This is a genomic window from Kitasatospora sp. NPDC054768 (assembly GCF_053612025.1).
In genome coordinates this window covers 1-23,191 of the sequence record NZ_JBSHBN010000041.1, presented here as the reverse complement: position 1 = coordinate 23,191, position 23,191 = coordinate 1, and the positions used below count along the sequence as shown (strand labels likewise).

Below are 23,191 nucleotides of genomic sequence, written 5' to 3'. Positions count from 1 at the left end.
GGGCGTTGCGCGCCCGGGACTCCCCCCGCGGGCGGGCGGGCCCCACCACGGGTGGGTCAGCTGCTGGTCGTCAGCAGTCGGTTGGCCAGGGCGTCGGCGAGGCGGTAGGCCTCGTCGGCCGAGAGGGTGCGACAGATGGCGTCCGCCAGCTCCTCCACGTTGTGCCAGTCGACGTCGCCGAGTTCCGTCTGCGGGGCGGCCGACGACTGCTCGTCCACCGGGGCCACGGCCCGCTGCTCCGGCATCGGGAGCGGCTCGGAATTTTCCGCGGAAAATCGCTCGGTGCTCCGGACGGGCTCGGCGCTCGCGACCGGGTTACGGGGCGCGGGCTCCGGCCGGGGGGCGACGGGGGTCGGCGCCTTCACGGTGGCCGGTGCCGCCTCCGCGGCCGGCTGGGCCGCGGGCGTGGAGGCGGGTGCGGAGGCAGCCACCGCAGCGGGCTGCGGTGCGGGAGCCTCTGCCGGTGCCTTGGCGGCGGCCTTGGCTTCCAGCTTCGCGGCGCGCCTGGCGGCCACCGCGTCGGCGTCGGCCTGGAGCAGCTGCTCCAGCTCCGCGGTCTGCCCGGCCAGGGACATCGCCTCGATGCCCTTCACCGAACCGAGCCGGCGGGCGACGTTGATGGAGACGCCCTCCTCGCCGCGCGCCTTGGCCCGCACCTGGCGCTGCAGCTCGGGGTGGAGCTTCAGCAGGTTCTTGCGGTGCGAGATCCAGCTCTGGGACCAGCCCTCGGCCTCGGCCGCTTCCTTGGCGGTCGGGTACTGCGCCACGATGAGCAGGACCGCGTTGGCCTCCTCGATCGGGTCGAAGTCCTTGCGCGCCATGTTCTCGTCGAGCGCGGCCCGCAGCAGGGTCGCCTTGGACTCCGCCACCGAGTCGTCCACGACGACGAGCAGCTGCTCGCGCCCGTACAGCTCCGCGGCCGCCCGTCGGCGGTTGCCGTTGACGATGACGACGTCCTGCGGACCCGCGCCCAGCGTCTGCCGGTCCTCCGGCCACAGCCTCAGGTAGGCGGCCGGGGTGACGGCGAGGCAGCTCTGCAGCTGGCGGTCCTTGATGCTCGCCAGGTCGGAGAGGTCGCCCAGCTCGTCACGGGGGTTGCGCGGGTTGGGAAGGCAGCCCGCCGTGGGGATCCACTTGGCCACTGGGGCGTCGTTGGCTGCGTCCACACCCGGGGCGTTGACGACCGGGTCGCCGGCCATCGACGCGAAGGAGACGCGACGGCCTGCCATCAGCGGCCCCCGTAACCCAGCTCGAGGGACAGGCGGAAGAAGTCCTCGCGGGCCCGGTAGGCGGTACCGCTCTCCTTGTACTGGGTGACGACCGTTCCCTCGGCCACCGCCCGCGAGTGGATCTTGTACCGGCGCAGGACGGTCTTGGCGCGCGGCCACCCCTTCGCGCTGATGTACGCCTCGGTGTCCTCGAGGTCGGCGCGGCCGTCCCGGGGGTCCCAGTTGTTGACGACGACCCGGAAGGGGATGTCCATCGGCTCGATGACCTGCTGGATGGTCCGGGCCGTCGGGTCGAAGCACAGCGGTTCGGTGATCATCGGGACCAGGACGTCGTCCGCGATCTCCAGGGCCCTGCGCAGGATCTCCTCGTCCGCCAGGGTGCCCGGCGTGTCGATGAAGATGTGCTGGTACTCGTCCTTCTCACCGAGGACGTCGAAGGTGCACGCCGCGAGGTTGACCGTGGTGGTGGTCTTGCCCACGCCGCCCTTCTGGTTGGCGATGACGTGGATCTTCGCGCCGGTGTTCTTCAGGTGGATCAGCTGCTCGGCGTGGTCGTGTGCCGCCATGAAGTCGAAGGGCAGGTTGTCTCCCACCCGCTCGGCCCAGACGACGGCGGACCCCTGGGGGTCGGTGGACACGACAAGCACGGATGGCTTCATGATGTTCCGTTCTCTCCGTGGGCTTCCCGGGCCGACTGCCCGGTACTGCGGATGCCCGCCGCTCAAAGCCATGGTTGGCGGACGGAGAACAGCATTCCAGATGATCAGCCCGGAGCCCGACACGACCCGCGTGTCATGGAGCACAAAAGGGTTGGATCGCGGTGGCCGGACTCCCGGAGAACCGCTCTGCTTTCCTGATCCGGCATCCAATCCCCAGGGCTTCCACCTGCGGTGATGCCTATTTGACGGAGGGGGGAATTCATGAGCACTGGTCATTCGCATGGGCGGGCGCGTCGTGCGCGTGCCGGCTTTCACGACGCAGGCCGACTGTCGCGGCACGGTGAGTCCCGCCCGGAGCCGGCCACCGGGTGACGGCCGGCTCCGGGCCCGAGCTGGGCAGGGTGAACCTCGGTGGTGCTCGCATGTGCTCCCGGCGCGCTGCCCGTCGACGAGCGGGCGGTCAATGGGCTCCGGATCTGTGACGGGCATTCCCGACCGGGCGGATGCGGACATTGGGCTCGGGACGGCCTTGTCGGGCTCAACTTGGACGTGCAGCCAGCCGACCGCGCCACCTCGGAGCAGAATGGGACGCGAGACGGCGATCCCGTGATCCTGCTGCTCGAAGTGCTCCCCCGTGTGGGTGACGTGGTGGAGCGATGTGCCAAGGGTCGGCCAACCGAGGAAGTAGCCCTGCTCGGTTGAGAGAACGGAGCGCCTGGACGACCCCCGCATGGACGGGGCTGCGGACTCGAACTGAATTGATTGGCGTACTCTGAGCCGAATCACAGCAGGTCAGAAAGTGTAGGCCCCGCAAGCGCGGGGATGGCTCCTCAGGACGGCCGGGGCGGTGCTGCCCCGAGTCGTAGGCCCCGCAAGCGCGGGGATGCTCCTTGAGCACTGGCGGCCGGCCGGGCTCGGCTCACACTGGTATCCGCCCCGCTTGGCAGGCCGGATCTGTCCGACCTCTGACACCGTCGTCCGGGCCAGCTGAACAGCCATGAGGCAGGCGTCCCCGCCCTCAGGGCTCCGATGCGTTCCGTCACGGCAGAGCCAGCGAGGTTCAGGGGAGCCTGTGGGATGTCGCACACCTCGACCGCACCGGCTTCACCCGGCTCCTGTGCGAAGCCGCTGTGGGTGCTGGCGGCTGGTCAGCGGGCGACGACGACCGTGATTGGCGTGTCGTCGCAGCCGGCCGCGATCTCGTGGAGCGCGTTCAGCTCGATGGGATCGACGGCGAGTCGCCAGCGGGTCTTCACGGCCACTCCGAGGCCCCGGACCTCGTCCTGCTGCTCACCGTGAACTGGAGCGTCGTCGGCAGCTGGTCGTACGGCTGGACAACGAGCGCCTGATCGGCGGCGAGGGCTCGCAGGGAATCGCACCGTCGGGGTCAGCAGACCTTCCGGTAGGGCACTTCGGGGAGGTACGTGTCCCAGTCGGTTTGCGGCAGTCCGCCTCCGGCCCGTTCGCAGATGTCGGCGGCTTCCCGGTCCGGGGCCATCATGACCTCGTGCCCTGGTGCGTGCTCGGTCGCCATGCGCAGGGTGCGGTCGTCGGGGCTGAAGGCCAGGGAGAGGGGGGCGCCTCCTGGTGTGGGGAGGGCGGGGCCGAGTGGTTGGTGGGATGCGAGGTCCCACATCCGCAGTGTGCCGTCGGTGCCCGCGGCGGCCAGGGTGCGGCCGTCGTGGGAGAAGGCGAGTGCGGAGATGGGGTCGAACACCCCTGTGGCGTTGGGTCTGAAGGTGCCGGGCAGTACGCCCAGGTTCCGCTCGGCATTGCCGTCCCAGAGTGTGACGCGGCCGGCTTCGTCGCCGGTGGCCAGGTACCGGCTGTCCGGGCTGAAGGCCACGGCGTGGGTCGTGTTCTGGGTGAGCGCACGGGGGTTCACCTGGCCCGATGGCAGGTCGGCGAGTTGGTTGTGCGAGGTGACGAGGAGTTGTCCGTCCGGCCGGACGGAGAGTTGTTCCCCGCCGATGCCGGAGATCACCCGTGTTCTGGCCCTCTGGGACAGGTCCCAGACTTCCACGGCCTCCTCCTGCGGCATCCGTGACACCAGGAGCGATCGTCCGTCCGGTGTGAAGGCGATCGCGTTGACAGTGGACACGGTGAGCCTCTCACCGGCCACGAGGTCCAGGGTCGCGGTGACGCTGGCGGTGGGGACGTCCCAGATGGACACCCTGGGGGGTGCGTCCCACTGCAAGCGGTCGAAGACGCTGAAGGCGAAGGCTCCCCCGTCGGGGCGAAAGGCCGTGAGGACGGTGCAGGGCATGGAGCTCCGGCGCTGCGAGGTGCAGGACGTGGCGGGGAGGTCGACGACGTTTCCTGGCCCGCGGAGATCGCGCAGTTGGAAGCGGTACATGTCCCCGCCCTCGGGCGACGCCAGCGTGGCGAGTGTGCTGCCGTCGGGGCTGAACACGGCAGCCGCGATCGGTCGGCTCGTCCAGGCCGGAGCGAGGACACTCGTGAGGTCGATGGTGCGGACCACCGCTCCGGTCGGGCCCTCCAGGTAGCGGATCCTGCGTGCGGCCCGATCCAGCCTGAACTGGCTGGCGTCGGTGTTGGCGAGCGGATGCCGCAGGAACGGGACCGATGGGGTGTCAAGGCGCCACAACAGCACCTCCTTGCCGTCCGACGCCACCATGAGCGTTCCGTCCGCGCTGAACGCCGCCTCCCTGATGTCGGCGTGTTCGATCCGCGGGAGCTCCGTTCCCGAGGCGATGTCCCAGATCCGGACTCCGCCGCTGTCGACGACTGCCAGCCGGCGGCCGTCCTGCGCGAACCCGACGGCCTGGTTGAGGCACTGCTGCGCGGTGACGTCGGGGGCCCAGGGGGTGGGGACCTGGCGCTGTTCGGGCACATTCCACACCTGGACGGGCTCGCCCGGAACGCACAGCGCCATCAGGCGGTCGTCGGGGCTGAGCGACGCATCGGGGTACGGGTAGTGCTGCATGCGGTCCTCCACCCACATCCGCCGCTGCCTGGCTTCAGGTACGCCGTGTAGCTCGTCGGGGCCGACCGGCCTGCGCTCACCGCCCCTGGTGCGTCGTTCGAGCAGCAACCGGCCGTCGCGGACATCCCGGACCTGGACCACGTCGTCCTCGCCCGCGACAGCGTAGAGGAGCAGGGTCCGTCCGCTCGGGCTGAGCCGGGCCGCGGTCGGGTCCAGGCCGGGACCGGAGGAATGGCGTGACACCGGGGTCGCGCCCGTACTCTCCTCGGGCAGGTTCCACACGTTCACATGGTCGTGCTCGAACACGGCGAGGGTCCGGGCGTCGGCGCTCATGTCGTCCACGTCGTCCGCTTCGGCCCCCAATCCGGGCAGCGAAGCCACCCGGCGGTGCGTGTCGACGTCCCACTTCACCACCTCGTCGCGGCCGACACCGACGAAGGTGCGGCCGTCGCCGCTGAGGAAGTGGGTCTGCGGGACGGACTTGCCGGAGGGCGGGTCGGTGAAGACGTCCTGATCCGGCTGGACGGCGGCGCCGAGCAGTGCGGACCGTGACTCGGGAAGATCGGCGGCCTTCCACGCGGCAAGGCTCAGCCGCATTGCCGTGAGGGGGTCGGAGGTGCGCATGCCGTCCGCCACCGCGGCGGCCCGGCGGGCGGCGGCCTCCGTGCGACGCCGTTCGCCGGTCCGATTCTGCTGCCACGCGATCACCCCGGTCAGCAGGACGAGGACGACCAGGGCGGACAGCGTGCCAAGGAGGGTGCGCAGCCGTCGGGCTGAACGTGCCGTGCTTCGCTGTTCTCGGCTTCGGGCGGCGAGAGCGGCCCTGACGAACTCGAACTCCAGCGGGGTGAGGTCGTCGCGGTGCCCGCCGGTCGCGAAGGCCGCTTCGGCCGCTGCCAGGAGGGTGCCCCGGTAGAGCGCTCCGGGGTCGCGGCCCAAGTCCTCCCAGGCCTTGGCGGCCTCGGTGAGGCGCCGGTGCTGGCGCAGCCTGTCGCGGGCGTCGTCGACCCACGCGTTCAGCCGCGGCCAGCAGCTGATCAGTGCCTCGTGGGCGAGGTGGACGGTGTCGCCGTCCAGGGTGATCAACCGGGCGCGGGCCAGGCCTTCGAGCACCCCCGCGGTGCCGGTGTCGCCGGTGCCGAGGGATTCGAGTTCGGTGCGGTCGGCGGGACGGCTCGTGTCCTGAGCGCCGTCGCCCGGGGTGACCAGTCGCAGCAGGATGCGCCGGGCAGTGGTGGCCTGTTCCGGTGTCAGGCCGCCGTAGGCTCGCTCCGCGGTGCGGGCGATGGCGCCGCGTACCCCGCCGGCGGCTTCGTAGGCGGCTTCCGTCAGTGTCCTGCCCTTGCGGCGGCGCCAGGTCTCCAGCAGGGCGTGCGACAGCAGCGGGAGTCCGCCCGGTTCGCCGTCGACCTCCTCGATGATCCTTGAGGTGAGGGCGCGTTCGACGATCAGGCCCGCGCCGGCGGCCGGCTTGACGATGGCCTCTCGCAGCTCGGCCGGGCCCATCGGCCCGACCAGCAGCGTGGCCTCCCGCAGGGCGACGGCCAGGCCGTGGTGGTCCGCGCAGCGGCCGAAGAAGTCCGCCCGTACTGCCAGGACCACCCGTAATCGGCTGTCCGGATCACACGCTGCCAGCAGCAGGTCGAGGAAGGCCGCGCGTTCCGCCGGTTCGGTGCACAGCGTGAACGCCTCCTCGAACTGGTCCACCACCAGCACCGTGTCGCCCGCGTCGTTCGCGGGCGCCATCAGCGCGGCATGGTCGGAGGCGGGCCGCAGGCCCGGAGTGAGGACCCGGATGGCGGCCGGACCTGTGCCCGTCGCGCCCCGATCCCGGAGCACCGGAATCAGTCCGGCGCGCAGCAGGGAGGACTTGCCGCTGCCCGAGGCACCCACGACGGCGACCAGGCGACGGGAGTCCACCAGGGCCAGCAGGTCGGCGACGAGCCGGTCCCTGCCGAAGAACCGCTCCCGGTCACCGGGTTCGAAGCGGGCCAGGCCCCGGTACGGAGCATCGGCGTCGTCACCGCCCTCGGCGGCCGCGTCCCGCACCGCGGCGTGCCAACGCCGCTCCCACTCCACGGGGTCCCCGCCACAGGCATCCACGTAGGCCAACGCCACCAGCAGCGACGGGAGCTGCTGCCCCCCGGCAGCCCGCGACAGCGTCGCGACCGAATACCGGGTACGGCCGGCCATAACCCGGTAGGTGACGTCCCCTGCATCCCGGCGTAGCTCGCGCAGCTCCGACGCGAAGCGCTGGACCGGCCCGGCAACGGGATCCAGCGGACTCTCCTGACGGCCCATCCCGTGTCCTCCCCCACTCGGCGACACCACCGGACCGGCGTCAACCTACGGGCCGGGGAAACCCACCGCAACGGCTTCTCATCAGCCTGTCTCGTTCCAGCGGTCCTTCCGACCTGCGGAGCGGCATTTTGTTTCGTTCGGCAAGGAGGGCTGCGCAACAACCGGTCGGCTGTGAAAACTCGAACCGTGCCGGGGCCAAAGCACAGCAACGGCCGGCCCTGGCACCGGCACGACCGTGCCCCGGGGACGCCACCGCTCGTGTGCGGGCCGCGTTCACCGCACCCGTGAAGGGCAACGGCAACCGAGAACCACAGCTCTCGGGCCGCCGTTCAGTCCCTTCCGTTCCCACGCCGAAAGGAGACAGCATGGCGATCGTCAAGATCCGTACCGCCTTGGTCGCACTCGCGTCGAGCGCCGCGCTCATCAGCGGCGCCGTCGTCCTCGCCGATCCGGCCGCCGCCGCGTCGCAGCAGCTCGGCTCGCCGGTCAGGACCGTTGGCAGCCCTTACCACTGGCACGACCTCATCCAGGCCACCGGCGAGTGGGCGGAGATGGACGTGTACTGGGGGGCCGACGGACACGAGTACGTCGACTCGTACCTCGTCACCAGCCACCAGGGCCAGAACCTGTGGGTCCTGACGTGGAACGGCAGCGGGTGGGACTGGTTCGGTACTCCCGCTACGAAGGAGGTGGCGGGTGGTTGGTGGCTGGCTGGCGACTTCGGGCGCTCCGACGCTGGCACGACCATCAAGCTCGCCATCTATGACTGGGACACCGGGCGCTACATCTACACCAACGCGCACTGAGATCACACACTGCGGCCGACGGCGTCGCGCTGACCGGTGCACATGCGGCAGGCAGTGCTGAGCCTGCCAGGCAACGTCAATCACCTCTCTCTTCAGGGAAGGAAATCCGCATGAAGCGTACGAATCGTCTGGCCAGGGCCCTGGTCGGTGTCGCGGTGGCCGCGACGGCGCTGGGCGGGCTCGCCGCTCCGACCGCATCCGCCGCCACGCCCCGGGTCACCGCCGGCTGCTACGGGTCCTCCTGCAACGGGCAGGACCCGGTGGACATGGGCTGCAGCCCGGACGCCTACACGGTGGAATCGGTGGATTCGGCGAAGGGCACGATCGAACTCCGCTACAGCCCTTCGTGCAAGGCGAACTGGGCCCGGATCTCCGGCGCCTCGAACGGGCAGGAGTTCTACGTGTACAACGAAAGCCTAGTCGTGTGGTGGCACGCGATCGGCTCCACCGGCTACGGCGACATGGTCGATGGCTCGGGCAAGGCGCGTGCCTGCATCTCTAGCGGCGCCTGCACAAACTGGCACTGAGGCTCCTTCGCCCGTTCGGGCATCCGGGGAGCTGCGGTGGTAGCGCAGCTCCCCGTCCTCGGCGGGGTCGGCAGCTGACGCCCGGATGGGTATGGCCCACGGTCAGCACCCCACCCGCGGTCCTGCCATCCCGTGCCTCGCCGGGCGCACGCCGACACACGCAACATCTGCCGATCCCCTTCTTACAGGGAAGGAAATCCGAGTGAAGCGTACGAATCGTACGGTCAGGGTCCTCGTCGGTCTCGCGGTGGCCGCGACGGCGCTGGGCGGGCTCGCCGCTCCGACCGCATCCGCCGCCACGCCCCGGGTCACCGCCGGCTGCTACGGGTCCTCCTGCAACGGGCAGGACCCGGTGGACATGGGCTGCAGCCCGGACGCCTACACGGTGGAATCGGTGGATTCGGCGAAGGGCACGATCGAACTCCGCTACAGCCCTTCGTGCAAGGCGAACTGGGCCCGAATCTCCGGCACCTCGATCGGGCAGAACTTCTGGGTGCAGAACACGAACCAGAACATCCACGGGTGGATCGCGACCGGCTCCACCAGCTTCGGCAACATGGTCAACGGTTCGGTCCAAGCGCGAGCCTGCATCGATAACTGGGACCAGCCCATCTGCACCGGCTGGCACTGAGGCCCCTCTGCCCGTTCGGGGATCCGGGGAGCTGCCGCGGTAGCGCGGATCCCTTCCTTCGGTAGGGCCTGCAGTTGATGCATCGGCGGAGCCCGAAACCCGCAGTGCGGGCATTCGCATGGCTCCGACCCTTCCGCCGGGATGGTCCGAAGCGGGGTCGGCGCGACCACCCAGGTGGGGCGTGACTGACGGTCACGCCCCACCTGTGCCCCTGCCATTCCCACTTCCCGGCCAAGCGCACTCCGAAATCAGTCCGGGCGAATTCTCGCCGATGAAATGAACCGCCACACGGAGATCAAACCTGAGGGAGAGAAATGAAGGGCAACTTCAAGGCAGCCGCAGCATCGCTGATCGCCAGCGGAGTGCTGCTGATGGCATTGCCTGCAACGGCAACCGCGGCCGAGGTCCCCTCGCGCCTCGGAACGGATCAGGCGGCCGCCGGATACAACGGCGCCTGCGGCAGCGGATACCGGGTCATCGACAGTCTGCGGCTGGAGTCGGGCGCCAACATCTTCCTGACCTATTCGGACAACGGGTACAACTGCGTCGTGACGGTGGCCGAATACCCCGGGGCCGCCCGATCCATGGACGCCTGGATTCAGCGGACCGGCGACTACGCCTCCCGTCAATCCGACAGCGGTAACTACACCGCTTACGCCGGCCCGGTCTTCGTCTACGCCAAGGGAAGCTGCGTGGACTGGGGCGGCTCGTACCTCTACGGAAAGTACTGGCAGAACAACGGGCACTGCGATTGATCCCGCCGTCGCGGCGTCCTCCGATCCCCCGCATTCCCGGGAATTCCGACCCAGATCATCAACCCCACCCACTCGGTCAGTCACACAGGGAGTCCAAGTGAGGACAATCCAGTCGTTCCGCCTTCGCGCAGGAATCGCCCTTTCGTCGGCGCTCGTGGGCCTCTTCGCTTTTCCGCAAGCGGCCGCAGCAACTCCGGTGAACGGGACCTACAACGGATCGTGCGGCGCCGGATACAGCGAGGTCGATTCGCTCGACATCAGCGGATACGGGCGCACCTTTCTGACCTGGAACAAATCCAACGGCTACAACTGCGTCGTCACACAGAAGTACGGAGCGAACGACGGACCCGTCGAGCTCTACTACATGACGGCCTGGATCCAGCGGACCGCAGACGGCTTCGAGGAGGAGGACAAGAACCTCTACCACCACTACGCGGGTCCGGTGTACGCGAACGGGCGGGCCACCTGCATCAACTGGGGCGGCTACGTGGACGACGCACCCACCGGGGCGTACCAGTACAGGTCGCACTGCGGGTAGCGAGGAGAAGGAGGAACGATCATGATCGTCGAAGCACTCCATTGCGGTGGGGTCGGCCCTCGCGACGGTCCCGGACGGCTCCGGGGCCTCAGAAGTTCCGTTCCCGCCGTCATCGCGGGAGCCATGACGATGGGACTGCTCGCCCTTGCCACTCCCGCCGCCCACGCTGACGCGTCCGGACTCTGCGGGAACGGATACAAGCTCATCGACTCCGCGCCGATCGGGAACCTCGGAGCGGCCTACCTGACCTGGAGCGCGGAGTCGGGCCGGAACTGCCTGGTCGTCGTGCGCAGCCATCCGGGCGCCGCCCTCTCGATGAATGCCTGGATCGGGCGGGACGACGGCATCCAGGACATCGACTCCGGCTACTACACCTCGTACGCCGGCCCCGTCTCCGTGGACGGCCGCGGCACCTGCATCGACTGGGGCGGTGTGATCCACGACCAGGAAGTCAGCCGCTGGCACACCCACTGCGGATAGCCCTGCCGCTCGGGAGGGGTGCCCAGTCCGACGGCCTCTTCACCTGACGAGAAAGGAGGACACCCGATGACCGACACGCTCGGAAGGATCGGCACGCTGGCCGGCGCGCCCACCGTGGGGCTTGCCCCCGTGACCCTGGCGCCCGGGACGGCCACCGCAACCACCAGCGCCCACAGCGGAGTCTGAGGCGCCGGCTGCACCGTCGTCGAACACATTACGATGACCAGCGACGGTACGTACCTGGAGGACGCCTTCCTCACCTACAACTCCTCCAACCGGCTACAACTGCTCGATCATGCAGATCGCGCCGGGATCGGGAACCACCTGTGCGATAGCCGAGCTCCGGCTCACCGACGGAGGAGGAGGGTGGGACGCCGGCTGCTTCTCCTCGTACGCGGGGCCGGTCTGCCTCTACGCGAAGAACTTGTGCATCCACTGGAGCGGCGGCATCGGGGGAGCAGCGACAAGATGATGCTCGCAGGTCATTTCAGAGCCGACTCCTACTGCAGGTGACAGTCCGAGGACCCGGCTCCCCGGTGCCCGGGGTGAAGTGCACACCAGGGGCACTGCGCGGGCGGAACGTCGATCGGCAGAAGAGACCGGGAGGCCGGCACCGTCATGGGTGCCGGGCCTCCCGGTCGCCGGCCGGTGACATGTCGGGTCCGACCACAAGCTGGTCGACGTGCCGTACCTCTCAGTCCCGCCAGCGGGGAGCCTCGTCGTCCGGGGTGTCAGGGCCGGCGAAGTGGAAGGGCACCGACAGGTGCCCGGCCAGGGCCCGGCCCGCACGTGAGGCGGCCGCGGCGCACGCGAGCTGTCCGCCGCCGGCACCCTCCCCGCCGTCCAGGTAGCGCCTTGCCGTGGTGGAGTGGATGGTGGCCAACGGATGCTCCTGCGCGGGGTCCTCGGTGATCGCCAGCAGGACCGTGAACCAGTCGTGGACGGTGTCGCCGTCCCAGACTGCCTCGATCGCCACGACGCGGCCGGGGCAGCCGGCGGCACGAAGCGCCAGGGACTCCAGGTCGAGGGGGCTGTCGGGGCTCCGGGCGATCCGGTCGCCGTGGTGGGTGTAGCGGTCGTTGACGATGTCCTGGGCGATGCCGATGCCGATGCCGGAGGGGACACGGCCGACATCGAGGACGGTCCGCAGCGCGCGGAAGAGGGAGTCCTGGAGGACGTACCCGTCGATCTCGTCACGGATCCCCGCAGGCAGGCTCTCCCACCATGCGGCCCGCGCCGCCTCGTCCATCTCCACCGGTGCCTCCCCCGTTCCGCTGCGGCCCTTTCCCAGCAGGGTGGTGCGCCACGCTATCCGAGGCGGTACGAACGAGCGCACGATTTTTCCTGTCCCACCCCCGACGCGGGCGCGGCAGCGAGGACGTCCTCGCCTGCGCCCCGGGCCTGTGGGAGAACGAGGCCCGCCCGGCCGGGATCGCCGTCCGGCTCTGCACCGAGTGCGTCGCCGTGCCTTGGGAGGATCACGATCGGCGGGAGGGGAGCTCCCGCCGCGACAGCGTCAGCTTTCGGCGTCCTCGGTCGATGTCGGTGACGACGACCAGGACTTCGTCGCCGACTCCTACGACCTCCTGCGGTGTCCGTACGGGTGCCCGTGCGAGGTCCTTGAGGTGGATCAGCCCCTCGACCCCGTCGGCCACCTGGACGAAAGCGCCGAACGGAACCAGCCCGGTGACCCTTCCGCGGAGTCTCCGGCCCGCCACGACGCCGTCGGCGAAGTCCTGGAAAGGGTCCGGCCGTGTAGCCCGCAAGGACAGCCTGGCCTCCCCGTTCGTGGTGTCGAACTGGAGGAATTCGCACGAGACGCGCTCACCGACCCGGACGATGTCCGAGGCCGTTTCGAAGCGACACCAGGACAGTTCGGGGAACGTGATGAACCCGACCCCCGGGAAGACCGGATGGGCGGGCCCGTCGTCCAGCGCCACGAACACGCCGAACGACTCGATCGACGCGACCGTTCCGGCCAGGATCTCGCCGGGGGCGAGCAGCTTCAGAAAGGCCCACAGCTCCGGGTTCCCGGTGGCTGCCATCGACAGCCGTACCCGACCCTCGGGCCGGTCGACCGCGATGACCTCAGCGGTGATCCGCCGACCGACCTCCACGCCCTCGGTCCGAGGCCGCCCCCAGGGCAGGTCCAACGAGCCGACGAACCCCAGCGGTCTCGCCGGGAACCCGTCCAATGTCACCGCGACGCCGGAACGGGTGGTCTCCGATACGACCCCAGCGCACAGGTCGCCGACGCGGATCGCTGACAGAAAGCTCCGTACGGCGCGGTCCTCCGGTGCTTCGTGCATACTGGCAAGTCTTTCACGGAGGGAGGGGTGGGCCACCAGGAGGCGGGCGTCGGATCCGGCTCGGGCGGGGCCGAGCCGGTCCGTCTGCAGTTCGCTGGGCTCCCCCGCTCTTCTCCACCCCGCAGCGCGCCGCCGCCTACGCGCCGACCGGCTCCGACCACACGAAGGACGTCCTCGCCGCATGCCGTTCACGTCCGTTCGTCCGCCGAGCACTACCCGGCCGCATGTACGGGCTTGGCATGAGACAGCGAGGTTGTTGGCGCCGGCTGCCGCGGATGAACGCGGTTGCGACCTCCGGGGACAGCGGCCTCCACTGCTGCCTGCGCACCATGCGGAGCCCTGGCACGGCTGACAGCGAAGCCCGGAATGACCCGTCGTCCTGACCACGGCCCGGGTCGGCCCTGCCCACGAGTCCCGGTCCTGACTCGGACTTCCGTGTCGCCGTTACGGGGAGTCAGATCCTTGGCGCCATGCGATGGCGGTTCGGATGGGCACGAAGCCGAGGCGAGGTGAGCTCCAGGGCCCGGTTGTCGAGTCCGGCGCTCATGTGGTCGAGCCAGCGTTCGTACCAGTCGAGGAAGTCGGTGGCGGAGGAGACGTTGGGACCCCAGTAGCCGTCACTGTTGCCGATGAGGACACGGCCCACGAGAGGACCGGTCACCGCGATGACGCATACGTCGGTGCAGCCCATCTCGATGATGTGGAGGAAGAGGTCGCGTGCGTGCGTCCCGGGTTCCGGGCTGCCGAAGCCCCGCGGTGCTCCCGGTTCTCCGCGCGGATTCATGACCAGCAGGGAGCACCGCTTCAGCGGCATGAGGCCGTAGAACGGTGCCGCGCCGGAGCCACCGATGTGCGTGAGGAACTGCCGGTAGGCATCAGGCACGATGATGTCGTGTTCGGCCTCGAACGCAGCGACGCGTGCTTCCGCCAGCTTTGGACCGAGGCGGAACCTGTGCTGCTCTTCCCCGAAGGAGTGGCTGCGCACCGGTTGGAACGTGATCGCGGCCAGCTTGCAGCGCAGGCGGGGTATGCGGGGATCCATGGTGCGTCTTCTCTCGTTCCCGCCACCCTGTCGGAGGCCGGGTCAGCGGCTCTCGGCGCCGACCAGAACCGTCCCGTGGGCGCGATCTTTGTGCGGCGCGTACTCATTGACGCCCACCACTTGCGGGGCTGGCGGCCCTGGACCGGGAAGGGAAGTGTCGGCCCTCTGTCGCAGGCGGGGTCCTGGATTTGAACTGAATGAATTGGCATACCCTGTGACGGATCACGGCAGGTCAGGAAGTGTCGGCCCCGCATGCGCGGGGATAGCTCGATGCCGGTGTGCTCGCCGTCGTCGAGGAGTTCGTCGGCCCCGCATGCGCGGGGATAGCTCCAGTGATCCGATGGCCCGCATGGTCTTCGTCCTGTCGGCCCCGCATGCGCGGGGATAGCTCCGGCTCGTAGCCGAGCCCGGTCAGGTGCCCGTAGTCGGCCGCGCACGCGCGAGGATAGCTCCCCCGGGACCTACGAAGGATGCTCGCAAGCTCGTCGGCGTCAGGTCTGCGGCGCCGTCCGCCGGCTCGCCCTCCACCTCACCGAGCCCTGCACCATCGTCGGGAAATCGACCGTCACCGTCGGTACCACCGCCGAGGTCACCGCCCTCGTCCAGCGCCTGGCCCCGGCGGGCACCGGCGTCGCCCGGACCAGATGTTGCTCAGCCGAGTGGTACGCGGGCGGCGGTCTCCCACTCGTACATCTGTCGGTCGCGGCCCAGGACGATGAGTTCGGCCGCGGTGACGCGGGCGGTGGCCGGGTAGGTGGTGACGGTGGCGAGGGCGTCGGCGGCCGGTTGGGCCGGGCCGTCGGCACAGGAGTAGGCCACCGAGACGTGGGGCCGGAAGCCGTCGGCGGGCTCGGGGACCTCGGGCCAGACGTCGGCGATGGCCGCGCGGAGGGCGGTTCGGACGGTGTGGACGGGCCCGGCAGGGTCGATGGTGAGAAGCAGGGCCTCGGGGGTGACCATCGCCGGTCCCAGTGCGAGGTCGAACGCCGGGATCTTCGCGAGGTGGTGGGTGGCGGCGTCGGCGATCGCGAGTGCGTCGGCCTCGCTGACCTTGGCGGTGGAACCGAGGCCCTGCATGGTGAGGTGCAGCCAGCGGTCGGGGACCAGGTCCAGGCCGGGAACGTCGGCCAGGGCGTGGCGGTAGTCGGCGGCCAGGCGGTGGACGTCTTCGGCGCCGTCGAAGGTCAGATGCCAGGTGTACCAGCGGGTGCCCGGTTCCCAACCCGGCCGCCACCACCACCAGTGATCGGCCATGCGCGCAGGGGTGTCAGTCATGAGCCGATCCAATCACTGTCCGGGGAGGCGAGGGAGAGGGCGAGTTTGGCCTCGCGGATGGCGGTCTCCACGACGCTTTGCAAGCGGCGTCCGGCGGCGCTGTCACCCATGGGCGATCCGGCAGCGTCCCGGGCGAGGTCGCGCAGGCGCCGCCGGACGGGGGCGGTGCGGTGTTCGGCGGGCAGTGCGAGAACGGGGGCGAGCGCGTCGAGGACGCCTTCGGGTTCAGCGGCGAGCAGGTGGGCACCGGCGCGGGTGATGTGGAGCTGGGCGATGGTGCCCAGGGGCCGGACGTCCTGGCGCTGAAGTGCGGCGAGTCCGCGGTCGGCGTGGGCGAGCGCCTTGGCCGGGTTGTCACCACGCAGGTAGACGGCGGCTCCGTAGTTGGCCAGCCGTCCGTCCGGGCAGGCGAACAGCCCGCCGACCTGGTCGTGGAGTATGTTGGCTCGGTCGCCTTCGGCGGCCTCCTCGGCTCGACCGAAGGCCGCCATCGCCTTGGCGCGCGCGCCGACTTCCGCCCATGCGTCCGCAGCCTGGCAGTGGAGCAGCGCGGTGACGGTACCGGGTGCCTGGAGGGCGGCGCCGTGGTCGGCGTGCTGGACGGCCGCACGGAAGTCGCCGGCCCAGAACGCGAGCTTGCTGCGCGTGGCGGCGACCCAGGCCTCCAGGCCCGGGTCGCCGGCCATCTCGGCGGCCACCATGGCGGCACGGATGTGCGTCGAGGCCTGCCGCTTGTGCCCGAGGTCGCTGGTCATCCAGGCCATCATCGCGGCCAGATACCCCGCGGTCGTGAAGAGCCGTTGACGGTGTTCCAGGTGCTGGTGCCCGTACAGCAGGTCCCACACCCGGACAGCTGCCCTGTGGGTGTCCCCGAAGACTCTCAGCGGGTCCTCGGCCATCAAGTAATCGGCGGCGAAGCCGCGGGCGTCGGCGGCGAACTGCTCCACACTGATCGGCCCGCAGTTGGGCACCTCGGCCCACTGTGTCCATTCCGCCGACTCGTCGGCCGCGGTACGGATGAGGTCGACACCGGTGAGCGGCACGTCGGGCACCGGGGGGACGGGCACCGCAACGGCCGTAGCCGGATCGCCGGCGGCCTGGTGCCGCAGCACGCGCAGATCCGACTCGGGCAGGGCCCGGCGGTCTTCCAGATCCAGCAGGTCCTCCGACGAGGCGCCGTAGAGCTCGGCGAGGACGGTGAGCACCCGCAGGGTGACCCGCCGGCCCGCCGCGGCCGGCCACTTCTCCCATCGCCCGGCCTGCGCGCCCAGTGCTGATCCCCTGGGAGCGGGCCGTTCAGGGCTTCGCGCCCGCCGCCGGGTCCTTCGCCGAGCGGGTGCACGCCACGGCGGCGGCCGTCGAGCAGGTCACCGGGCACGAGCCGGCCGCGATCGCCCTGTCCGGACCGGACGATCTCGTGCCCGCGGTGCACGTCGTGTGCCCGGGTGCCGGCTCCCGGATGACCAGGACGATGCCCCGATGACCCCCGCACCGCACGCCGTTCCCGACCGCGTCGCTCACGAGACCCAGCTCGCCGGCCGGTTCGACGCCTTCCACGCGGCCCGCTCTCGTTCCTCGATCACCGCGCGCCTCTACGCCCAGGCACTCGGCGAGGACTACCCCGAACAGGTCGGGGCCTCCGGCTCGTGCGACTGGGCCCTGCTGGGGCTGCTGGTGACGCGGCTGCGCCTGCGGCCCCGCCAGGTCCTGGTGGAGGCGGGCTGCGGTACCGGCGGCATCGGCCTGTGGCTGGCCCGAGCCCTGGACACCGACCTCGTCGGCCTCGACCTGTCCCCCGTCGCCGTACGCCGGGCCACCGCCCGCATCCCGCACTTCGGCCTGGCGCAGCCCCGGGTGTCCTTCAGGGTCGCATCCCTGGAGGACACCGGCCTGCCGGACAAACGCGCGCACGGCGTGGTGTGCGTGGACGCCCTCGGCTTCGCCGCCGACCGCCAGGCCGCCCTGCGTGAGCTGGCCCGCGTCCTGGCGGTCGGCGGCCGCATGGCCCTGACGCGCGCCACTTGCCGCACCGCCGATCCCGCCTGGGCCGAGGAGGCCCAGGCCGCCGGGCTGGTGCTGGAGCACCTGGACGAGCGGCCGGGCGAGCCGGCGATGTGGGACCGGCTCTACGGCCTGTGGAACGTTCACCGGGCACAGCTGGAACGCGAGCTCGGCAGGGAGCAGGCCGCCGGCATGCTCGCCGAAGCCCACCGCCGCCGCCCCACAATGCCCGGCCGCCGCGCGGTCCTGCTCACCCTGCACCGCCCCCCGGATACGCCCGGCCCGCCGCGCGTTCCCGTTACGATCCGGGAAGGCCTGGAGATCCCCGAGAGGAACCGGACATGAGCCCCGCACACCCCGCCGTCCGCGCGGCCGTCCTCTCGGCCGGATCGTGGGGAACCGCCGCGGCGAAGATCCTCGCCGATGCGGGCACCGGCGTCACCCTGCACGCCCGGCGCCCCGAGATCGCCACCGCCATCAACACCACCCGCCGCAACCCCGGCTACTTCCCGGACATCGAACTGCCCGCCACGGTCACGGCCACCACCGACCCGGCAGCCGCGCTGGACCGGGCCGACTACCTGGTGCTCTCCATCCCCGCACAGTCCCTGCGGGCCAACCTCACCACCTGGGCCCCCTTCATCCCGCCCACCACGCTGGTGGTGTCACTGATGAAAGGCATCGAGCAGCACACCGGGCTGCGGGCCAGCGAGGTCATCGCCGAGACCACCGGCATCCCCCCACAGCGCATCGCGGTCCTGTCCGGCCCCAACCTCGCACGCGAAATCGTCACCGAACAGCCGGCCGCCGCCACCATCGCCTGCCCCGACGCCGACGCGGCCCGCCGCTTCCAAGCCGCATGCCGCACCCCCTACTTCCGCCCCTACACCAGCACCGACGTCATCGGCTGCGAACTCGGCGGCGTCCTGAAGAACGTCACCGCCCTGGCCGTCGGCATCGCCGCCGGAATGGGCATGGGCGCCAACGCCATCGCGCTGCTCACCACCCGGGGCCTGGCCGAGACGTCGAGGCTGGCCACCGCACTCGGTGCCGACCCCGCCACCCTGGTCGGGCTGGCCGGCCTCGGCGACCTGGTCGCCACGTGTTCGTCCCCGCTCTCCCGCAACCGGACCTTCGGCCACCACCTCGGCACCGGACTGAGCGTCGACGAGGCAGCCGCCGCCACCCGCCAGACCACCGAGGGCGTCAAGAGCGCCGACGCCATCGTCGCCCTCGCCCGCGCCCACGGCATCGAGATGCCCATCGCTCAGACCGTCGCCGCGCTGCTGCGCGGGGCGCTCACCCTGGACGAGGCAGGCACCGCGCTCATGCAGCAGCCCGCGAACCCCGAGCGCTGACCGCCGTCCCTGCGGGCTCCACCACCTCCCTCCCGCTCCGGAGGTCGATCCGTCATGCCCTCAACACTCGCCGAACTCCTGACCTTCGCCCTGATGCTCTGGATGGGCGTCGGCTTCACCCGCCGCCCCGGATGCTGGTTCCGCTGGAAGCTCTTCTCCCACGCCACCTTCAGCATCGTCACCCTCACCGGCACCAAGGACGGCCGCACCGAGCCGGTCAACCCGTACGCGGAGCTGTCACCCGGCAGCCTCATGCTGCCGCCCCCCGTACTCCAGGCCATCATCAGCCACTACGTACGCACCCCGGCCGCTACGACCGGATCGACGGTCACGGACGTGTCCTGTCCGCCCGAGGCGAGCAGCGGATCGAGGTGCGCAACAGCCGTGTTGTGGTTCGTTGACGCCGTCACCTCCGGGTTCCAGCACCCCACCGACCCCTCCCGCCTCCAGATGTTCCGGATCGCCTTCGGAGCTGTCCTGACCTTCCGCTTCGCCGCCGCCTTCACCAGTGGAGGGTGGAACCGCTTCGCCCCGGGCCAGGTCCAGGCCGCCTTCGCCCGCCGACGCCACGGCGACACCCGGGCCCGCGTCCGGTTCGCCGTCCACCGGCCGATGCTCGTCCTGCGGGCCCTGGCCGCGCCGGCGCTGGCCCTGGGCCTCGCACCACGCCTCACCCTGCCGATCGTGCTGGCCGGCGCCGCCACGGAGTTCGCCTACCTGCGAAGCCCCAGCGCCGTCCGCTACATCATCCTCACCGGCGGGTGCCTCCTGCTCGCGGGAGACCTCGGTCACGGGCTCACCCTCACGCATGCCCCCAGCCACGCCAACACCTGGGCGCAGTGCCTGCTCGTCCTGGCCACCTCGGACATCTACCTCAACTCGGCCTGGCACAAGATCCGCTCCAGCCAGTTCCGCAGCGGCCTCTACCTCGCGCAGTTCATCCACACCTACGCCCAGGTCAAGAACGACCTCCGCCACCGGCGCCAGTTCGCCATCCCCCGGCTCGTCCAGCAACACCTCGGCAACCTGACCGCCTACGACATCCGGGCCTGGCGCGCGCTGTCCGCCACGGTCATCGTGGTCGAACTCGCGCTACCCATCGGCCTGATCCTCCCCCAGACCAGGCCCTACGCCGCAGCGGCCGGCATCGCCATGCACGCGGCCTTCTCCTGCCTCAAACCCGTCCAGCTCGTCACCTTCTCCGGACTGGCCACCGCAAGCTACCTCGCATTCGCACCCTGACGCCCGGTGCCATTCGATCTCGACCAGCCGCCCCCGTACCACGATCGGCGGACCCGGGCGGCGGCAGGATCCGTGGCGCACCAACCCTCGTCGGGCCAGCAGATGATGGGCAGCATCGGTCCCCGCGGCCACGGCCAACCCTTACTGGCCGGACAACAACTCGCTCAGCGTCGACTTCGCGATGCCCAGCTCCACTCGCGCAGCCGCCTGCGGAACGCCCCGCGGGGCCTGAGGGTGTTCGGCCGCCACGTCGGCGACCGGCCGCCGTCACCGACCTCGCACCCGACTTCGCTGACCTTCTTCCCGCGATCCCGCGCCGCGGCCGCAAGAGGGGGTGAGCGGGCCCGCCGTGGTCTCCGGCCTCGGCTCAGGAACTCGCGAGGAGATCGAATGGACTCAGGGTCGCTCCTGCACCTCCATGCCGTCGTACGTCCCGCCGACGCACTTGCCGAGCCCGGGTTCGATCTGGAAAACCTCCCCGCCCCCGTCCAGGCACTGTTGCGGGTAGACCCAGGCGTCCGCGTTGGCGAATCCCGCGCTTCCGAGCGTGAGAGCAACGGTCGCGGCGCACAAGGCAACCGCTGTAAGGGCACGACGCATGGGGACATCCTCGGGTCGTATCGGTTGGGCAACCAGCCAATTGGATCCTCGTTCGGTGCCCGGCCCCGGTGTTCCTCCAATCGTGGGCGCGTTGTTCGACCACCACGGAACCGCAGGTCAACGTGCTCGACGTCGTGCGCACTGGGTCCCGCCCACCGCTCCCTGGTGCGGGCGGCGGGACCTACCCGAGGAAGGGGTTGGGGCTGGCGGCGAGGCCATCGGCGGTGAGGGTGTCGGCGAGGTGGGTGAGCTGGGGGTGGGTGGAGGCGACGGCGCGCAGGAGGTCGCGGACGCTGGGTGCGGGGTCGAGTCGGCGGCCGCGGCCGCTGGTGAGCAGCGGGCCGGCCTCGGGGCTGCTGTGGGGGGCGGCGGTGCGGCGGTGGGGGAGGTAGTCCTCGACGGCGAGGGCGACGGGTGGGGGGAGCTCCTGGAACCCGGTGCCGCCGCCCTTGAGGGTGACGAGGGCGGTGGTGCGGTGCTGCTCGCGCACGATGCCCTCGACGTCGAGGGCGACGGCCTGGTGGGCGCGCAGGCCGCGGCCGAGGACGAGGTAGCCGAGCGCGCGGGCGCGGTGGGGCATCAGGCCGCTGTAGCGGTCCAGTGCGGAGACGTAGAGGGTGGATTCGGCGCGGGTGAGGGCGGGGCGGCCGGGGAGGTCGGCGACGGAGGGGCGCAGGGTCTTGGGGGCGGGGTTGACGATGCCGGGGTCGAAGCGCTGGGCGTGCTGGTAGAAGCCGCGCACGGCGCTGACGAGGAAGGCGCGGGTGCGGGCGTTGTCCGCGCCGGCGGTCCAGTCCTTGACGTCGCGGCCGCCGGCGGCCCAGACCCGGTCCCCGATGTACGCGATCCAGCGCATGACCTCGCGCGGGTAGTTCAGCTGGGCGCTGTCGCCGAGCGGGGTGGTCGTCAGCCAGTCGGTGAGCACCTGCTCGGGATCGGGGTGGAGGCCCGGGGTGGACGCGTCGGCTGGGGTGTGCATGGGCTCAGGGTGTCACAGGCAGGCGAAGGGAGTGTCCGGGGCGGGTCCCGTGCGATCGTTCATGGCAACCGAGGTTGGTGTGACCCGTAGTGTGGGGCCATGGCAGAGGAGTCTCCAGAGGTCTTCAACCACTTCTCCCGCAGCAGGGCCCGCTCGGTGATCCAAGTTGGCGTAGTGCACGGGGACTTGCCTGTCCAGGCTGTGTCTCAGCACCCTCAGGGGGAACGACTGTTCGTCTCGGTCACCCCTCGGGACTCCGACTCTGGCACTCTCCGCGAGGTGCACGTGGCTGTCGAGGCGTACACCCAGCAGGCTGTCATCCTGCACTGTTTAGAAGTCGTTGCTCTATCGATCATGGTAGGCGTGAGTTCGACTATGGGTGCCCGTCTGGGTGATCTTTCGGCGGTCTTGGTATGACGGCAGGGCCTCCCGAACAGCTCGTGGATGTCGATTCCATTCGAGTGTCAGGAGGCCCTGGTGTTGGGGTCTTTCGTGCTGTCCATCGCGTCGTCCAACTCGCCTTCCCGGTCGTGTGACTGCCTCGCCCACCTGTACGGGAATGCGAGCAATCGTCCGAGCCGGGAGCCCCGGTATCCGTCGGACATGACGGACGCCGAGTGGTCCGAGGTCCGTGCCGCGTTGCCGGTGCCGGGCTGGTTGGAGGGGCGGGTGGACAGCCGGAGGGCTTCTGTCATCGGCAGATGGTCGACGCGGTGCGCTACGTGGTCGCGGGCGGTATCACGTGGCGGGCGATGCCTGCGGATTTCCCCGCATGGGACCGCGTCTACGCCTTCTTCCGACGCTGGCGCGATAAGGGCCTGACGGCCGAGTTCCACGACCGGCTGCGGGATCGGGTCCGCGAGGCGGTCGGCCGCGACCGGGAGCCGACGGCGGGGATCATCGACGCCCAGTCGGTGAAAGGCGCCGCATCGGTGCCGGCTGTGACCAGGGGATTCGACGGCGGTAAGAAGGTCAACGGGCGCAAGCGCCACATCGTGGTTGACACCCTTGGTCTGCTGCTGGCCTTCACGTCCTCGACGCCGAGCAGGAGGACGATCTCGTCGATCTCGCGGGTGGCCGGGCCGGTGTCCTTCTTCGCCGAGGTCGCGACCTTCCAGATCGTCCCGTCCGGGGCCTGGACGACGCCGCCGTAGCCCCACAGCGACTTCGCGGCGGGTTTCAGCACTGTGGCGCCGGCGTCCACGGCGGCGCCGACGAAGCTGTCGACGGTGGTCGGCCGGGACACCGTGAGCGCCAGGGTGAAGCCGCGGAATCCGGTGGAGTTTGCCTCGGACGCCCGCAGGCGTACATGCGTGTCCACTCCGAAGGCGGTGTAGAAGCGGTGTGCAGCCTCGGGGTCGGCCACCTCGAGGGTGACGGATGCGGTGGAAGTGGTGATTGCCATGGCCATCACGCTTACTGCAACGGTGCCTACCGTGACGGTTGTTCAGGTCGGTCGTTGCTCCTGTCATGGGTGGGGACATATCTGAGGTCGATGCTCGGCGATGGTCG

The 23,191-nt window shown here is 70.4% G+C and carries 19 protein-coding genes and 2 pseudogenes; 11 read left to right on the top strand and 10 right to left on the bottom strand.

The window, feature by feature from the left end; all coding sequences use genetic code 11:
• Positions 1-56: 56 nt before the first annotated feature.
• The 3 genes from ACWGKU_RS15205 to ACWGKU_RS15195 all read right to left on the bottom strand — a co-directional run bounded on the left by ACWGKU_RS15205 (position 57) and on the right by ACWGKU_RS15195 (position 7,136).
• Positions 57-1,229, bottom strand: coding sequence for a ParB/RepB/Spo0J family partition protein (locus ACWGKU_RS15205; RefSeq protein WP_331768593.1), 1,173 nt, complete (start codon positions 1,227-1,229; stop codon positions 57-59).
• Positions 1,229-1,867: a ParA family protein gene (locus ACWGKU_RS15200; RefSeq protein WP_401043242.1), complete on the bottom strand. Its 639-nt coding sequence runs from the start codon at positions 1,865-1,867 to the stop codon at positions 1,229-1,231. Before ACWGKU_RS15200 ends, ACWGKU_RS15205 begins: the two co-directional genes overlap by 1 nt.
• A 1,408-nt stretch (positions 1,868-3,275) precedes the next feature.
• Positions 3,276-7,136 carry an nSTAND1 domain-containing NTPase gene (locus tag ACWGKU_RS15195; protein WP_452178494.1) on the bottom strand — a complete coding sequence of 1,287 codons (3,861 nt, stop codon included), beginning with the start codon at positions 7,134-7,136 and terminating at the stop codon, positions 3,276-3,278.
• Positions 7,137-7,501: 365 nt separating this feature from the next.
• Between ACWGKU_RS15195 and ACWGKU_RS15190 the strand changes: the two genes are divergently transcribed.
• From ACWGKU_RS15190 to ACWGKU_RS15165, 6 genes are all read left to right on the top strand, one after another.
• The gene (locus ACWGKU_RS15190; protein WP_331768596.1) at positions 7,502-7,942 is read left to right on the top strand and encodes a hypothetical protein; all 441 of its coding nucleotides are present in this window, start codon (positions 7,502-7,504) and stop codon (positions 7,940-7,942) included.
• Between the two features lie 110 nt (positions 7,943-8,052).
• Complete coding sequence (locus ACWGKU_RS15185; RefSeq protein ID WP_331768597.1) at positions 8,053-8,469, top strand: DUF2690 domain-containing protein; 417 nt, start codon at positions 8,053-8,055, stop codon at positions 8,467-8,469.
• A gap of 202 nt (positions 8,470-8,671) precedes the next feature.
• Positions 8,672-9,100, top strand: a complete 429-nt coding sequence (locus tag ACWGKU_RS15180) for a DUF2690 domain-containing protein (protein ID WP_331768598.1) — start codon at positions 8,672-8,674, stop codon at positions 9,098-9,100.
• Positions 9,101-9,414: 314 nt separating this feature from the next.
• Positions 9,415-9,855, top strand: coding sequence for a spore-associated protein A (locus tag ACWGKU_RS15175; protein WP_331768599.1), 441 nt, complete (start codon positions 9,415-9,417; stop codon positions 9,853-9,855).
• 196 nt (positions 9,856-10,051) lie between these two features.
• Entirely contained in the window at positions 10,052-10,393 is a 342-nt protein-coding gene (locus ACWGKU_RS15170) for a spore-associated protein A (protein WP_359902461.1), read from the top strand.
• Positions 10,394-10,516: 123 nt separating this feature from the next.
• Positions 10,517-10,873 (top strand): spore-associated protein A, encoded by a 357-nt coding sequence (locus ACWGKU_RS15165; protein ID WP_452178495.1) that lies wholly within the window; start codon positions 10,517-10,519, stop codon positions 10,871-10,873.
• Between the two features lie 694 nt (positions 10,874-11,567).
• On the opposite strand, the gene ACWGKU_RS15160 is transcribed toward ACWGKU_RS15165, so the two are convergent.
• From ACWGKU_RS15160 to ACWGKU_RS15140, 5 genes are all read right to left on the bottom strand, one after another.
• A complete protein-coding gene (locus ACWGKU_RS15160) occupies positions 11,568-12,209 on the bottom strand; it encodes a hypothetical protein (RefSeq protein WP_452178496.1) in 642 nt (213 codons plus the stop codon).
• Between the two features lie 142 nt (positions 12,210-12,351).
• On the bottom strand, positions 12,352-13,218 hold the full coding sequence (locus ACWGKU_RS15155) for a S1 RNA-binding domain-containing protein (protein ID WP_452178497.1): 867 nt from the start codon (positions 13,216-13,218) through the stop codon (positions 12,352-12,354).
• Between the two features lie 418 nt (positions 13,219-13,636).
• On the bottom strand, positions 13,637-14,224 hold the full coding sequence (locus ACWGKU_RS15150; protein WP_331768605.1) for an SMI1/KNR4 family protein: 588 nt from the start codon (positions 14,222-14,224) through the stop codon (positions 13,637-13,639).
• 651 nt (positions 14,225-14,875) lie between these two features.
• Positions 14,876-15,499, bottom strand: coding sequence for a 2'-5' RNA ligase family protein (locus tag ACWGKU_RS15145; protein ID WP_452178498.1), 624 nt, complete (start codon positions 15,497-15,499; stop codon positions 14,876-14,878).
• Positions 15,496-16,704, bottom strand: coding sequence for an XRE family transcriptional regulator (locus tag ACWGKU_RS15140; RefSeq protein WP_331768607.1), 1,209 nt, complete (start codon positions 16,702-16,704; stop codon positions 15,496-15,498). Before ACWGKU_RS15140 ends, ACWGKU_RS15145 begins: the two co-directional genes overlap by 4 nt.
• 65 nt (positions 16,705-16,769) lie before the next feature.
• Here ACWGKU_RS15140 and ACWGKU_RS15135 point away from each other — a divergent pair, with 65 nt between their 5' ends.
• From ACWGKU_RS15135 to ACWGKU_RS15120, 4 genes are read left to right on the top strand one after another with little or no spacing between them, the layout of a single operon-like run.
• Positions 16,770-16,982 (top strand): hypothetical protein, encoded by a 213-nt coding sequence (locus ACWGKU_RS15135; RefSeq protein ID WP_331768608.1) that lies wholly within the window; start codon positions 16,770-16,772, stop codon positions 16,980-16,982.
• Positions 16,979-17,845 carry a class I SAM-dependent methyltransferase gene (locus ACWGKU_RS15130; RefSeq protein WP_331768609.1) on the top strand — a complete coding sequence of 289 codons (867 nt, stop codon included), beginning with the start codon at positions 16,979-16,981 and terminating at the stop codon, positions 17,843-17,845. Before ACWGKU_RS15135 ends, ACWGKU_RS15130 begins: the two co-directional genes overlap by 4 nt.
• Complete coding sequence (locus tag ACWGKU_RS15125; protein WP_331768610.1) at positions 17,842-18,858, top strand: NAD(P)H-dependent glycerol-3-phosphate dehydrogenase; 1,017 nt, start codon at positions 17,842-17,844, stop codon at positions 18,856-18,858. Before ACWGKU_RS15130 ends, ACWGKU_RS15125 begins: the two co-directional genes overlap by 4 nt.
• A 54-nt stretch (positions 18,859-18,912) precedes the next feature.
• Positions 18,913-20,100 (top strand): hypothetical protein, encoded by a 1,188-nt coding sequence (locus ACWGKU_RS15120; protein ID WP_331768611.1) that lies wholly within the window; start codon positions 18,913-18,915, stop codon positions 20,098-20,100.
• A gap of 781 nt (positions 20,101-20,881) precedes the next feature.
• Here ACWGKU_RS15120 and ACWGKU_RS15115 read toward each other — a convergent pair.
• Entirely contained in the window at positions 20,882-21,679 is a 798-nt protein-coding gene (locus ACWGKU_RS15115; RefSeq protein WP_331768835.1) for a hypothetical protein, read from the bottom strand.
• A 701-nt stretch (positions 21,680-22,380) separates the two neighbouring features.
• Here ACWGKU_RS15115 and ACWGKU_RS15110 point away from each other — a divergent pair.
• Positions 22,381-22,650, top strand: a pseudogene (locus tag ACWGKU_RS15110) (transposase); the annotation flags it as partial.
• A 41-nt stretch (positions 22,651-22,691) separates the two neighbouring features.
• Here the strand turns inward: ACWGKU_RS15110 and ACWGKU_RS15105 are convergent.
• Positions 22,692-23,090: pseudogene (locus ACWGKU_RS15105) on the bottom strand (VOC family protein); the annotation flags it as partial.
• Between the last annotated feature and the right edge of the window lie 101 nt (positions 23,091-23,191).

Excerpts from the sequence above, each read along its gene's own strand:
- ACWGKU_RS15205 (WP_331768593.1), bottom strand. The coding sequence starts at position 1,229 with ATGGCAGGCCGTCGCGTCTCCTTCGCGTCGATGGCCGGCGACCCGGTC.
- ACWGKU_RS15195 (WP_452178494.1), bottom strand. The coding sequence starts at position 7,136 with ATGGGCCGTCAGGAGAGTCCGCTGGATCCCGTTGCCGGGCCGGTCCAG.
- ACWGKU_RS15190 (WP_331768596.1), top strand. The coding sequence starts at position 7,502 with ATGGCGATCGTCAAGATCCGTACCGCCTTGGTCGCACTCGCGTCGAGC.
- ACWGKU_RS15185 (WP_331768597.1), top strand. The coding sequence starts at position 8,053 with ATGAAGCGTACGAATCGTCTGGCCAGGGCCCTGGTCGGTGTCGCGGTG.
- ACWGKU_RS15175 (WP_331768599.1), top strand. The coding sequence starts at position 9,415 with ATGAAGGGCAACTTCAAGGCAGCCGCAGCATCGCTGATCGCCAGCGGA.
- ACWGKU_RS15165 (WP_452178495.1), top strand. The coding sequence starts at position 10,517 with ATGACGATGGGACTGCTCGCCCTTGCCACTCCCGCCGCCCACGCTGAC.
- ACWGKU_RS15150 (WP_331768605.1), bottom strand. The coding sequence starts at position 14,224 with ATGGATCCCCGCATACCCCGCCTGCGCTGCAAGCTGGCCGCGATCACG.
- ACWGKU_RS15145 (WP_452178498.1), bottom strand. The coding sequence starts at position 15,499 with ATGACTGACACCCCTGCGCGCATGGCCGATCACTGGTGGTGGTGGCGG.
- ACWGKU_RS15130 (WP_331768609.1), top strand. The coding sequence starts at position 16,979 with ATGACCCCCGCACCGCACGCCGTTCCCGACCGCGTCGCTCACGAGACC.
- ACWGKU_RS15125 (WP_331768610.1), top strand. The coding sequence starts at position 17,842 with ATGAGCCCCGCACACCCCGCCGTCCGCGCGGCCGTCCTCTCGGCCGGA.
- ACWGKU_RS15120 (WP_331768611.1), top strand. The coding sequence starts at position 18,913 with ATGCCCTCAACACTCGCCGAACTCCTGACCTTCGCCCTGATGCTCTGG.
- ACWGKU_RS15115 (WP_331768835.1), bottom strand. The coding sequence starts at position 21,679 with ATGCACACCCCAGCCGACGCGTCCACCCCGGGCCTCCACCCCGATCCC.